The 12,732-nt window shown below is 73.2% G+C and carries 12 protein-coding genes; 4 read left to right on the forward strand and 8 right to left on the reverse strand.

Features of this window, described 5'->3' with window-relative positions:
* Positions 1 to 380: 380 nt before the first annotated feature.
* From Q6348_RS01715 to Q6348_RS01725, 3 genes are read right to left on the reverse strand one after another with little or no spacing between them, the layout of a single operon-like run.
* Complete coding sequence (locus Q6348_RS01715; RefSeq protein WP_304599604.1) at positions 381 to 1,301, reverse strand: phosphoribosylaminoimidazolesuccinocarboxamide synthase; 921 nt, start codon at positions 1,299 to 1,301, stop codon at positions 381 to 383.
* Positions 1,298 to 2,656: a phosphoribosylamine--glycine ligase gene (purD, locus tag Q6348_RS01720; RefSeq protein ID WP_304599605.1), complete on the reverse strand. Its 1,359-nt coding sequence runs from the start codon at positions 2,654 to 2,656 to the stop codon at positions 1,298 to 1,300. Before purD ends, Q6348_RS01715 begins: the two co-directional genes overlap by 4 nt.
* Positions 2,657 to 2,685: 29 nt before the next feature.
* A complete protein-coding gene (locus Q6348_RS01725) occupies positions 2,686 to 3,291 on the reverse strand; it encodes a winged helix-turn-helix domain-containing protein (RefSeq protein ID WP_304599606.1) in 606 nt (201 codons plus the stop codon).
* Positions 3,292 to 3,368: 77 nt separating this feature from the next.
* Here Q6348_RS01725 and Q6348_RS01730 point away from each other — a divergent pair, with 77 nt between their 5' ends.
* The gene (locus Q6348_RS01730) at positions 3,369 to 4,667 is read left to right on the forward strand and encodes an MFS transporter (RefSeq protein ID WP_304599607.1); all 1,299 of its coding nucleotides are present in this window, start codon (positions 3,369 to 3,371) and stop codon (positions 4,665 to 4,667) included.
* 26 nt (positions 4,668 to 4,693) lie between these two features.
* On the opposite strand, the gene Q6348_RS01735 is transcribed toward Q6348_RS01730, so the two are convergent.
* Positions 4,694 to 5,980 carry an adenylosuccinate synthase gene (locus tag Q6348_RS01735; protein ID WP_304599608.1) on the reverse strand — a complete coding sequence of 429 codons (1,287 nt, stop codon included), beginning with the start codon at positions 5,978 to 5,980 and terminating at the stop codon, positions 4,694 to 4,696.
* 173 nt (positions 5,981 to 6,153) lie between these two features.
* On the opposite strand from Q6348_RS01735, the gene Q6348_RS01740 reads away from it, so the two are divergent.
* A complete protein-coding gene (locus tag Q6348_RS01740) occupies positions 6,154 to 6,513 on the forward strand; it encodes an STAS domain-containing protein (protein WP_304599609.1) in 360 nt (119 codons plus the stop codon).
* Between the two features lie 29 nt (positions 6,514 to 6,542).
* On the opposite strand, the gene Q6348_RS01745 is transcribed toward Q6348_RS01740, so the two are convergent.
* Complete coding sequence (locus Q6348_RS01745; protein ID WP_304599610.1) at positions 6,543 to 8,636, reverse strand: SpoIIE family protein phosphatase; 2,094 nt, start codon at positions 8,634 to 8,636, stop codon at positions 6,543 to 6,545.
* An 82-nt stretch (positions 8,637 to 8,718) separates the two neighbouring features.
* Between Q6348_RS01745 and Q6348_RS01750 the strand changes: the two genes are divergently transcribed.
* Positions 8,719 to 9,141 carry an STAS domain-containing protein gene (locus tag Q6348_RS01750; RefSeq protein ID WP_350339632.1) on the forward strand — a complete coding sequence of 141 codons (423 nt, stop codon included), beginning with the start codon at positions 8,719 to 8,721 and terminating at the stop codon, positions 9,139 to 9,141.
* 61 nt (positions 9,142 to 9,202) lie between these two features.
* Here the strand turns inward: Q6348_RS01750 and fbaA are convergent, their stop codons facing one another.
* The 3 genes from fbaA to Q6348_RS01765 form a co-directional block, all read right to left on the reverse strand.
* Complete coding sequence (fbaA, locus tag Q6348_RS01755; RefSeq protein ID WP_304599611.1) at positions 9,203 to 10,222, reverse strand: class II fructose-bisphosphate aldolase; 1,020 nt, start codon at positions 10,220 to 10,222, stop codon at positions 9,203 to 9,205.
* A gap of 95 nt (positions 10,223 to 10,317) precedes the next feature.
* Positions 10,318 to 11,274, reverse strand: a complete 957-nt coding sequence (gene pip / locus Q6348_RS01760; RefSeq protein WP_304599612.1) for a prolyl aminopeptidase — start codon at positions 11,272 to 11,274, stop codon at positions 10,318 to 10,320.
* A gap of 58 nt (positions 11,275 to 11,332) precedes the next feature.
* Complete coding sequence (locus Q6348_RS01765; protein ID WP_304599613.1) at positions 11,333 to 11,992, reverse strand: TrmH family RNA methyltransferase; 660 nt, start codon at positions 11,990 to 11,992, stop codon at positions 11,333 to 11,335.
* Positions 11,993 to 12,090: 98 nt separating this feature from the next.
* Between Q6348_RS01765 and Q6348_RS01770 the strand changes: the two genes are divergently transcribed.
* Positions 12,091 to 12,633, forward strand: coding sequence for an NUDIX domain-containing protein (locus tag Q6348_RS01770; RefSeq protein WP_304599614.1), 543 nt, complete (start codon positions 12,091 to 12,093; stop codon positions 12,631 to 12,633).
* Positions 12,634 to 12,732 lie beyond the last annotated feature (99 nt).

Here is a 12,732-nt window from a genome sequence, read left to right on the forward strand (position 1 = left end):
TGAACTCCGCTGTCGCGCCCTCGGTCCCCGCCGCTGACTCCTCGCAGCCTTCGGCCGCCCGATCGCGTGGGTCCGCCTGAAGGCTGAAGCGTTAGCGTCGAATGGCGACGGAAACGCTTCAGACTTGGCCCCAGCCCAGGCTGCCCGCCACCTCATGGCACCGATGGTCGACGTTCCACGCCGCGATCCGCAACGCGGCGCCGTCAAAGCGGGTCAGGGTGTCCACGTCGTTCGCTCGAGCGCCATGGAGTGCCCGCAGCGTCGTCTGCTCATGGCCGCTGATGGCACAGCAGCATGGCGTCGTCGCTCACTGCGGACACGAACCGCCAACCGAGCGACAACGGCGAGTTTGACCCATCCAGCACACCTTGCTGCCGAACTCAGCCGAGCGCGAGCTCGCGCCCGGTGATCAGGCGGAACGCCTCGAGGTAGCGCTCACGGGTCCGGGCGACCACCTCGTCGGGCAGCGGCGGCGGAGGCGTGTCCGACGACCGGTCCCACCCCGACGCGGGCGAGGTCAGCCAGTCGCGGACGTACTGCTTGTCGAAGCTCGGCTGGGAGCGCCCCGGCAGCCACCGGTCCGCGGGCCAGAACCGGGACGAGTCGGGGGTGAGGACCTCGTCGCCCAGCACCAGGCGGCCGGCGGCCGGTCCGTCGCTCGGGCGGCCGAACTCCAGCTTGGTGTCGGCGAGGATGACGCCCCGCTCACGCGCGATCTGCTCGGCCCGCGAGTAGACCGCCAGCGTGAGGTCGCGGGCCGCCGCGGCGTCCGCGGGTCCGACCCGCGCCGCCACCTGGTCGAAGGTGACGTTCTCGTCGTGCTCGCCCAGCTCCGCCTTGGTGGCGGGGGTGAAGATCGCCTCCGGCAGTCGCGACCCGTCCTGCAGCCCCGGGGGGAGCGCCACGCCGCACACCGCCCCGGCGGCGCGATACTCGACCAGCCCGGACCCGGTGAGGTAGCCGCGGGCCACGCACTCGACCGGGAGCATCGTCAGCCTGCGGCACACCATCGCCCGCCCGGCGACCTCGGGGGGGACGCCGCCGGGGCCCGACTCTGCCGTGACGAGGTGGTGCGGGACGAGGTCGGCGAGCAGGTCGAACCACCACAGGCTCAGCTGCGTCAGCACCACGCCCTTGTCCGGGACGGGCGTGGCGAGCACGTGGTCGTAGGCGCTGATCCGGTCGCTGGCCACCACGAGCACGACGTCGCCCGACGGGTGCGGGTCGGCGGGGGCGTACAGGTCGCGGACCTTCCCCGAGTAGACGTGGGTCCAGCCCGCCAGGCCCGGCGCGGTGCTCATCGCAGCTCATCCGAACCGAGGACGGTCGAGATGTCGTCCCGCTGGTCGTCGCTGCGGGACTCGACGACGAGCGGGACGTCCGGCCGCGGCGGCAGGTGCGCGGCGATGTCGGTCCGATGGTGGGACCCGCGCAGGGCGATCGCGGTCACGCCGGCGTAGGCGCGGTCCCGCGCCTCGGCGACGTCGGCCCCCAGCCCCACCACGGAGAGCACCCGGCCACCGGCCGAGACCAGGGCGCCGTCGCTGCTGCGCGCGGTCCCGGCGTGCAGGACGTGAACGCCCGGCAGGCCCTCGGCCGCGGCGACACCCTCGATCTCGTCACCGGCACGCACCGTCCCCGGGTACCCGTGCGCGGCGACCACCACGGTGACCGCCGCCTCGTCGCGCCAGCGCAGCGCGGGCAGGGCCTCGAGCTCCCCGGTGGCCGCGGCGAGCAGCACCTCGGCCAGAGGGGTGGCCAGGCGCGCCAGGACCACCTGGGTCTCCGGGTCACCGAAGCGCACGTTGAACTCCACGACGCGCACACCCCGCGAGGTCAGCGCGAGCCCGCAGTAGAGCACGCCGACGAAGGGCGTCCCCCGCCGTCGCATCTCGTCGACCGTAGGGCGCGCGACCCGCGTGAGGACCTCGTCGACCAGGTCCGGAGGTGCCCAGGGCAACGGGGAGTAGGCGCCCATGCCGCCGGTGTTGGGCCCCTCGTCGCCGTCCAGCGCACGCTTGAAGTCCTGCGCGGGCGCGAGCGGCACCACGTGCTGTCCGTCGCACACGCAGAACAGCGAGACCTCGGGGCCGTCGAGGTACTCCTCGACCACGACGGCGGGGCGGTCGCCGGCTGACACGCGCCGTTCCAGGCAGGCCCGGCCGTGCTCGAGGGCCACGTCCCGGTCCTGCGTGACGACGACGCCCTTGCCGGCCGCCAGTCCGTCGTCCTTGACGACGTAGGGGGCGCCGAACACGTCGAGCGCCTCGGCGAGCTCGTCCTGCGTGGTGCACACCCGAGCCATCGCCGTCGGCACGGCGGCGGCGGCCATGACCTCCTTGGCGAAGGCCTTCGAGCCCTCCAGAGCCGCGGCCTCGGCGCCCGGCCCGAAGCACGGGATGCCGACGCCGCGCACCGCGTCGGCGACCCCGGCGACCAGCGGGACCTCAGGCCCGACGACCACGAGGTCGGCCCCGATCGCGCGGGCGAGGTCCGCCACGGCCTCCCCGTCGGTGGGGGACACGTCGTGCAGGGTGGCCAGCCGGCCGATGCCGGGGTTGCCCGGCACGGCGTGCAGCTCGTGCTCCCGGCCCTGGGCCAGCGCGCGGACGATGGCGTGCTCGCGCGCGCCGGAGCCGATGACGACGATCCTCACGGGCCGCCAGCCTAGCCGCCGTGGGGCCGCTACCCGTCGGTATCGCCTGGGTCGCCCTCGTCGTCCGGCGGCAACGGGAACGCGTCCAGATACACGCGCACGCGACGTCGCACAGCGCTGTCGCCGCTGTCTCTGTGTGCCTTGGCCGCCGCGAGGTGACGCGCCAGGGTGTCCTCGAGGTCGGTGGTGAGACGGTCGAGCTCCTCGGCGGTCAGCCACGTGCTGCCCTCGGTCGCCATGCCCGCCCGCCGCCACGACGGGTCGTCCGAGCCGAGGCCGTCCAGCCAGCGCTGCTGCAGCGCGACGCGGGCGGCCATCCGCGTCCCGAGCAGCGACGTGACCGCCCGGCGGACGTCGTCGTCGGCCAGGTCGTCGCCGTCCACCGTGAAGCTGACCGGGCGCCACCACCGCTCCCGTCCGCCGGCGTGGCCGGGGTCGTCCTCGACGAACCCGTGCCGGGCGAGCTGGCGCAGGTGGTAGCTCGTCTGGCCCGTGCTCTCGCCGAGGGCCTGCGCGAGCTGCGTCGCCGTGGCAGGACCGTGGTCGCGGAGCCTGTCGAACATCGCCACCCGCAAGGGGTGCACGAAGGCCTTCAGCGCCTCCGGCCCTGGGCGAGGAGGGGTTGCGTCACTCATGATTGCAGAACTACCTTTGCAGAGTCTTCTTTGCATCGGAGTCTTTGCAGACTCTCGCCCCAGCCTAGTGAGGTCCGATGAGCACCGACCTGCACAGCCACGCCACGGCTCCGGCCGAGCCCGCGACCCGCGAGCCGCTCGGGCCGCGCTTCCGCGCGCTGCTCACCTCGACCGGGATGGCGAACCTCGCCGACGGCGTCGTGCAGGTCGGCCTGCCCCTGTACGCCGTCACACTGACCCGGTCCCCCGTGCAGATCTCGCTGCTGTCCGCCGCGGCCTGGCTGCCATGGCTGCTCCTGGCACTGGTGGGCGGCGCCGCCGTCGACCGCAGCGACCGCAGGACGGTCCAGGTGGCGGCCCTCGCGGTGCGCGCCGCCTTGCTGCTGGCCGGTGCCGTGGCGGTCACCACCGGACGGATGACGGTCGAGGTCCTCATCGCCCTAGCGCTGCTCTACGGGGCGACCGACGTCATGATCGACCTCGCGGAGACCGCCCTGGTCCCGGACGTGACGCCCCGCAGCCGGCTGCGCGCCGCGTACGGGCGCATCCAGGCCACGCAGATGGTGATGGCCGCCTTCGTCGGCGCCCCGATCGCCGGTCTGCTGCTGGGGTTCGGCGCGGCGCAGCTGCTCGGCACCGCCGCCGCGCTGGCCGGACTGGGGGCACTCGTGCTCGCGCTGGGCGTCCGCGGTGACTACGGCCGCGCGGGCGACCCACCCCCGGGGACGACGCACGGTCTCGTGGCGACCCTGCGCTCCACCGTGGGCGACGTCCGGCAAGGCCTGGCCACGCTCGTGCACCACCCCGTGCTCCGCCCCCTCACCCTCGCCGGGGCGCTGTTCAACATGGCGAGCACCGGCTACACCGCGCTGCTCGTGCTGTGGGCTGTCGGCGCTGGCTCCCGGATCGGGCTGACGCCGGGGCAGTACGTCTGGATCGGCGTCGCGCAAGCCGTCGGAGCAGTCATCGGTGCCACCGCCGTCGAGCGTGTGGTCCGGCGCGTCCCCGAGCTGCACGCCATGGTCACCGGGTGGTGGGCTGCCGCTGCGTGCCTGCTCGCCCCGGTCCTCGCTCCGAGGCCGTGGGTGCTGTTCGCCGCGGTCCTCGTGGTCGGCGCAGGCGCGGCCGCCTCGAACGTGCTGTCCGTCACGGTGCGCCAACGGCTCGTCCAGCCGGGCATGCTGGGACGGGTGACCGGCGCGTCACGGACGCTCGGCTACGGCCTGATGCCCCTCGGGGCGCTGCTCGCCGGTGCCGCCGCCGACCGCTGGGGCCTGGGCCCCGTCCTGCTCGCGGCCTGCGCGCTCATGCTGGCGACCCCGCTGCTGCCCGCGCTCGCCGTGCGCCGGGACATGCTCGTCGACGCCGACGCCTGACCGCGTCGCCCCGCCGGTCCGCCCCGTCAGTCCAGCAGGTCGTGCCGAGCGATCGTCGCCTCGCGACCGGGACCGACGCCGATCGCGGAGATCCGGGTGCCGCTGAGCTCCTCCAGCGCGAGCACGTAGCGCTGGGCGGCCGCCGGGAGCTCGTCGAAGCTCCGGCAGCCGGAGATGTCCTGCGACCAGCCGTCGAGCTCCTCGTAGACCGGCTTCGCGTGGTGGAACTGCGTCTGATCGGTGGGCACCTCGTCGGTGCGCACGCCATCCACCTCGTACCCCACGCACACGGGGATGCGCTCCCGACCCGTGAGCACGTCCATCTTGGTCAGGACGAGGTCGGTCAGCCCGTTGATCCGCGAGGCGTACCGCGCGACGACCGCGTCGTACCAGCCGCAGCGGCGCGGACGACCCGTCGTGGTGCCGTACTCGCCACCGGTCTCGCGCAGCCAGTCCCCGTCCGCGTCGAACAGCTCGGTGGGGAACGGCCCCTCGCCCACCCGCGTGACGTAGGCCTTGGCGACGCCGACGACGCGGTCGATACGGGTGGGACCGACCCCGGTTCCCGTGCACGCGCCACCGGCGGTCGCGGACGACGACGTGACGAAGGGGTACGTCCCGTGGTCGATGTCGAGCATCGTCGCCTGGCCGGCCTCGAACAGGAGCGTCTGGTGCCGGTCCAGCGCGTCGTTGAGCACCACGGACGTGTCGGCCACCATCGGGCGCAGCCGCTCGGCGTACTGCAGCAGGTCCTCGACGGTCTCCTCGACCGTGATCGCGCGCCGGTTGTAGACCTTGACCAGCAGGTGGTTCTTCTGGTCCAGGGCGCCCTCGACCTTCTGGGTGAGGATGTGCTCGTCGAAGAGGTCCCACACGCGCAGGCCGACGCGGTTGATCTTGTCCGCGTACGCAGGCCCGATCCCCCGCCCGGTCGTCCCGATCCGACGCTTGCCGAGGAACCTCTCGGACACCTTGTCGATGGTCCGGTGGTACGGCGCGATGAGGTGCGCGCTGCCGGACACCAGCAGGCGCGACGCGTCGATCCCGCGCGCGGTGATCGCCTCCAGCTCCCGGAACAGCACCTCGAGGTCGACGACGACCCCGTTGCCGATCACCGGGGTCACCCCCGGGCTCAGGATGCCCGACGGCAGCAGGTGCAGCGCGTACTTCTCACCGTCGATGACGACGGTGTGCCCGGCGTTGTTGCCGCCGTTGAACTTCACGACGTACTCCACGCGCGAGCCGAGCTGGTCGGTGGCCTTGCCCTTGCCCTCGTCGCCCCACTGGGCGCCGAGCACGACGACAGCTGGCATGTCTCCTCCGGATCCCGCTGGGGTTCGCCCCTGACGGCGGCCGCACCGAGGTTACCCGGTCCCCCTCCGCGGCGAGCGGGACGATGCGGGCGGGGCACCGGTCGGGGCGCTCGCCGTGCGCGCTTGCGGGGCCCTGGCTACAGTCGGCCCGTCCGGCCGAACGGAGTCCCACCATGCTCGAGATCGCGATGTCGTCGAGCGCGACGACCCTGACGATCTCCGGCGACCTCGACCTGGCCGAGCGCGACCAGTTCCCGGAGGTCGCCGCGAGGGTGACGGGACTGCGACGCCAGCTCCTGGTCATCGACATGTGCCGGGTGACGTTCCTGGACTCCACCGGGGCCGCGTTCCTGATCTCGCTGGCGGACTCGATCCGCCGCCGCGGCGGAGCCGCAGTGCTGCGGGGGGCGTCCGACCGGGACCTGTTCGTGCTCGAGGTCTGCGGGGCGCTCCCGATATTCCGGCTGGACCGGGCGCACTCGTGCGCCGACGCCGAGTGGTCGGCACGCGACCAGGAGGTCGACGCGGACTGAGCGGTCGGGCTCCGGCCCGCTCCCGCCGCTCAGCCCGGCCCCGGGGCCCCGACGGCCGGGTCGACCTCGGCCCACACCAGCTTGCCGTGCGCGGTGGGCTCCCAACCCCAGCGGGCCAGCCGCTCGACGATCCGCATCCCGTAGCCACCGACCCGGCCGGTGTGCCCGTCGACACTGACCGGTGGAGCAGGGTTGGCGTCCTCGACCTCGATGCGCAGCGCGCCGCCGACGTCGAAGAGCCGCAGCACCAGGTGTCCCCACCCGTGCAGCACGGCGTTGGCCACCAGCTCCGAGACCACGAGCTCGGCACTCTGGCGTCCGGGGATCCCCCATGCCTCGCAGGCCCGCAGCACCGCGTGCCGGGACCGGGCGATCGACCCCGGCTCGCTGGGCAGGGACCACCGCCGCCGGCGGCCGCGCTCGTCCTCGGCGGCCGGGGCCGAGCCCGGGTCGGGCACCCGCACGACGACCACGGCCACGTCGTCCTCGGGCGCGTCGGCGAACGAGGCGAGCAGCGCCTCGCCGACGCCCGCGGCGTCCAGGCCGCCGAGCGGTGCGACCACGTCGAGCAGCGCGCCCAGCCCCTCACGCAGGGTCCGTTCACGCCGCTCGATCAGCCCGTCGGTGAAGAGCACCAGGAGGTCCCCGGGGCCGACGACGCGCTCCCCGCTGCCCCGCCCACCGACGCCGAAGCCGATCATCGGCCCGGAGGCCTCGGCGAGCGGCTCCGCGCGCCCCTCGCGCACCAGCACGGCCGGCAGATGGCCGCCGCGAGCCCACTGCAGCCGCCAGCCGTCCGCCTCCCGGGTCATGGAGACCAGCACCAGGCTCGCCGGTCGCGCCAGCCGGACGCCGCCGACGTGCTGGTCGACCCGATCGAGCACGGCACCCGGGGCAGCGTCGTCGTGCGCGTAGGCCCGCACCACCGAGCGGAGCTGACCCATCACGGCAGCCGCTTCGACATCGTGGCCCACGACGTCGCCGATCACGAGGACGACATGGTCCGGCGACACCTCGAGCACGTCGTACCAGTCGCCGCCCACCTGGGCGTGCCCCGAGCTCGGGGCGTAGTACGTCCACACGTCCAGGCCGCGGATCTCGGCCTGCTCGGGAAGCATCGCGCGCTGCAGCGTCTCGGCCAGGCGGTGCTCGCGGGCGTAGAGCCGGACGTTGTCCGCGGCCATCCCGACGCGGCGGACCACCAGGTACAGCACCGTGAGGTCGTGCGGGGAGTACCCGGCGAGGCCGCTGCCGTGCCGGGGTGCAGTGACCAGCACACCCTGCACCAACCGCCGCCCGGTCACCGGGTGCACGACCACCGCGTCGGCCTGCGTGCGGCCCGAGCGGACCGGCTCCAGCAGGTCGTCCACCAGGTGCTGCGTCGTCGGGCCCAGGCCCCGCGCGTCCAGCCGGACCTCGACCGGGTCGTGACGCACACCGTCGAGCAGGTCCTGAACGGGGTCGGGCGCGCCACCGGCCCGCCGCCGTCGGCGCGCAGCGCCCTCGAACCGCGGTCCGGCGTCGATGCCGGAGGTGGCACGCAGGTCCCCGTCGTCGACGAAGAAGCCGGCCCAGCCCACGACCTCGAGCTCGAGCAGCGCGGCGATCTCCCGCAGCACGTACGGGTCGTCCAGGTCGGCCAGCAGGTCCGAGACCCGGGACACCATCGCCAGCCCGGCGCGGGCGCGGCGCTCCTCACGGATGGAGGCGGCCTGCGCATCGGCGCGCTCGACCTGGTCGGTCACGTCGACCTGGATGCCGACCCAGTGCCCGATCCGGCCGTCCTCGTCCAGGACCGGGGAGATCGACACCTGGTTCCAGAACTCCGTGCCGTCCTTGCGGTAGTTGAGCACCGTGGCCGTGGCGGGCTCCCCGGCCGCGACCGCCTCGGCGAGCCGCCGTGCCACGCTGTGGTCCGTCCCGGGACCGTGCAGCAGGCTCGGGTTGCGGCCCTGGACCTCCTCCAGCCGCCAGCCGGTGACTCGGGTGTAGGCGTCGTTCGCCCAGATGATCGGGGTGCCGGCGTCGCGGGGTCCCGTGATCACCACGGAGACCGTGGTGGCGCGGATCGCACGGTCGCGGACGGCCGCGAGATCCAAGTCCTCCCCGCGGTTCTTGGCCATGAGCACCGCCGATCGTCTAGCGTTCCTCGCAGACCCACCGGTGACCTGACCGTGAGCAGGGGTCCGTGCGGAGGGTAGGGACGTGCGAGACGGTAACAGCAGAGAGTCGGCGGGGCCCGGCGACGGGTCCGGAGTAGCGGACGCCATCGAACCCGCATCGGTGCACGTGATCGTGCAGGAGGACCGCATCCGCATGGTGCTGTCCGGGGAGGTCGACGCGGACCTCGCCGGTGATCTCGCGGAGGCGACCACCGCCGCCGAGGAGGCGGGGCTGCCGATCGACATCGACGCCGGTCACGTCACGTTCATGGACTCCTCGGGCATCGCGTTCCTGGCCAGGCTCGCGACCCGGGTGCAGCAGCCCGTGCGGGTGCTGCGCGCCCCCGAACCCGTGCGGTTCCTGCTCGACGTGACGCGGATCCACGAGCTGCTCGAGGTCGTCACGGACGAGGCCGCGCCCGGGGAAGCCGAGCCGGATCCGACCCCGCCGGACCTCATCGCCTGACGCCCGCACGAGCGAGGCCCCGCCGAACACTCGGCGGGGCCTCGCTCGTGGTGGCGTCAGGTCACATCTTGTGGCCGGCCGAGCGCAGCTGCTGGCAGGCCTCGACCACGCGGGCGGCCATGCCGGCCTCGGCGAGCTTGCCCCAGGCGCGCGGGTCGTACATCTTCTTGTTCCCGACCTCGCCGTCGATCCTCAGCACGCCGTCGTAGTTGCGGAACATGTGCTCCACGACCGGCCGGGTGAAGGCGTACTGGGTGTCGGTGTCCACGTTCATCTTGATGACGCCGTTGTCCACGGCCTCGGAGATCTCCTCGGCGGTCGAGCCCGAGCCGCCGTGGAACACCAGGTCGAAGGGCTTGTCCTTGCCGACCTCGGCCCCGACCGCGTCCTGGATCTCCTTGAGGATGCCCGGCCGCAGCTTGACGGCCCCGGGCTTGTACACGCCGTGCACGTTGCCGAACGTCAGGGCCGTCATGTAGCGGCCCTTCTCGCCCAGACCCAGCGCCTTGACGGTCTTCAGGCCGTCCTCGGCCGTGGTGTAGAGCTTCTCGTTGATCGCGGCCTCGTGGCCGTCCTCCTCGCCGCCGACCACGCCGACCTCGATCTCGAGGATCGTGCGGGCCGCCTGCGACAGCTCGAGCAGCTCGGCGGCGATGACCAGGTTCTCCTCCAGCGGGATGTCCGAGCCGTCGAACATGTGCGACTGGAAGGTGGGCTGCTCGCCGCGCTTGACCTGCTCGGCCTCGAGCGCGAGCAGCGGCCGCACCCAGGAGTCCAGGTTCTTCTTCACGCAGTGGTCGGTGTGCAGGACGATGTTGACCGGGTAGTTCTTGGCGACCTCACGGGCGTACGCGGCCAGCGCGAGGGACCCGGCGACCCGGTCCTTGATGGTCGACCCGGACGCGTACTCGCCGCCGCCGACCGAGACCTGGATGATGCCGTCGCTCTCGGCCTCGGCGAATCCCTGGATCGCCGCGGTGACGGTCTGCGAGGACGTGATGTTGATCGCCGGGTAGGCGAACGAGCCGGCCTTGGCCCGGTCGAGCATCTCGGCGTAGACCTCGGGGGTGGCGATGGGCATGGAGTCTCCTGGGAGTGCTGGACGTCTGTCGTCCCCATGGTGGCACGAAAGTCCCGGGACCCTCGGGGACCTCTCGCCCGCCGGTCAGCGGGCCGTCAGCCGGCGAACCGGTCCGTCGCGGTGATCAGGGAGTCCAGGATCCCCGGCTCGTCGAACGAGTGCCCGGCGTCCGGCACGATGACCAGCTCGGCACTCGGCAGCGCGCGGTGCAGGTCCCAGGCGGTGGTGGCGGGCGTGCACGCGTCGTAACGTCCCTGGACGATCACCGTCGGGATCTCCGCGAGGCGCGGCGCGTTCGCGATCAGCTGCCCTTCCTCGAACCAGCCACCGTGCACGAAGAAGTGGTTCTCGATCCGGGCGAAGGCCACCGCGTGCTTCGCCTCGGCCATCTCCGCGACCAGCTCGGGCCGGGGCAGCAGCGTGACCGTCGAGGCCTCCCACGTGGTCCATGCCACCCCGGCGGGCTCGTGCACGGCCGGGTCCGGGTCGCTCAGCGCACGACGGTAGGCCTGCATCATCGAGCCGCGTTCCGCGGGCGGGATCGGGGCGACGAAGCCCTCCCACAGGTCCGGGAACAGCGCCGCAGCCCCGCCCTCGTAGTACCAGTCCAGCTCGCGGCGCCGAAGCGTGAAGATGCCGCGCAGCACCAGCTCGGTGACCCGCTCCGGGTGCGTCTGTGCGTACGCCAGCGCGAGGGTCGAGCCCCACGAGCCGCCGAACACCTGCCACCGGGCCACGCCCAGGTGCTCGCGGAGCAGCTCGAGGTCGGCCACGAGGTGCCACGTGGTGTTCGCGGACAGGTCCGCGTCGGGCTCGGCGGCGTGCGGTGTGGACCGTCCGCACATCCGCTGGTCGAGCAGGACGATGCGGTAGCGGTCCGGGTCGAACAGCCGCCTGTGCTTGGGGCCGCTCCCGCCGCCCGGGCCGCCGTGCAGGAACACCACGGGCTTGCCCTCCGGGTTCCCGGACGTCTCCCAGTAGACCGCGTGCCCGTCGCCCACGGGGAGCATGCCGGACGCGTAGGGCTCGATCTCGGGATACAGGGTGCGCACGACCCGCGACCCTACCGCTGGCGACCCGGACCGAGCTCGCCGCGCACAGCCAGCGAGGTCAGGGGTGATGGGTGGCCCACGCGTACATCGCGATCGCTGCGGCGGCGCCCAGGTTGAGCGAGCGCGTCGAGCCGTGCTGGGTGATGTGCAGGACGGCCTGCGCGCCCCCGACCGCCGCCGGCGACAGGCCGCTGGACTCGGTACCGAACAGCAGCACGCAGTCCCGCGGCATCGGGTACGTCTCGATCGGGACCGATCCCGGCACGTTGTCGATCCCCAGGACCGGAAGACCGTGCTCCTGCGCCCAGGTCAGCAGGTCCGTCACGTCGGCGTGGTGGTGCACGTGCAGGTACCGATCCGTCACCATCGCACCGCGCCGGTTCCACCGCCGCCGACCCACGACGTGCACACCGGCCACGTTGTAGGCGTTCGCGGTGCGCACCAAGGACCCGACGTTCAAGTCGTGCTCGACGTTCTCGAAAGCCACGTGCAGCGGGTGTCTGCGGGCGTCGAGGTCCGCGACGATCGCCTCGACCGTCCAGTACCGGTAGCCGTCGAGGACGTTGCGCCGGTCGCCGTGCGCCAGCAGCTCGGGGTCGTACCGCGGGTCGATCCCGCCGCCCGGTCCGCCGGGCAGCCGGGGCCACGCGTCCGGCCCGCCGGGCCATGGGCCGACGCCCACCTCGCGCTGCTCGACTGGCTCCGTCCCGTCCTGCACGACCCCATCCTGCCGCGCGCGGTGCGTCGACCGCCCGCAGCTGCCGACCCGCCGGCGACGCGTTTCGCCTGGTGCGACACCTGTGCCAGGGTCGGCGCATGCCGTGGCAGACCTCCTCGAGCCGCACCGTCTACGCCAACCCATGGATCGAGGTCCGCGAGGACGCCGTCATCCGTCCGGACGGCGCCGACGGCATCTACGGGGTGGTCCGGTTGCAGCGCCCCGCGGTCTTCGTCGTCCCGATCACCGACGACGACCAGGTGGTGCTCGTCGACGTGGACCGCTACACCGTGGGGCGGTCCCTCGAGGTCCCCGCCGGCGGCACCGACGGTGAGGACCTCCTGGTCGCCGCCGCCCGGGAGCTGCGTGAGGAGACCGGACTCACCGCCGCGCAGCTGGAGCCGGTGGGCCGCACGTTCGCCCTCAACGGGGTGTGCGTCGCCCCGGAGCACGTGGTGCTCGCGACGGGCCTGACCGAAGCCGGGTCGGCCCACGACTCCCAGCACGAAGAGGGCATCACGGCGGTCCACCGAGTGCCGTGGCGCACCGCCATGGAGCTGGTGCGGGACGGCACGATCACGGACGGCGAGTCGGTGACGGCGCTCATGCTGGTCGCCCTCGCCACCGGCCGGGTGGGCTGACCAGACGCGAGTAGCCCCCCACCCGGATCGGTGTCCGGTCTCAGCTCGCCACGCGGGCCGCCCGACGGCGCACGCCGGCGGTCACGACACGCAGCGCCG

The sequence above is a fragment of the Actinotalea lenta genome, from assembly GCF_030586465.1.
Classification (GTDB): domain Bacteria; phylum Actinomycetota; class Actinomycetes; order Actinomycetales; family Cellulomonadaceae; genus Actinotalea; species Actinotalea lenta.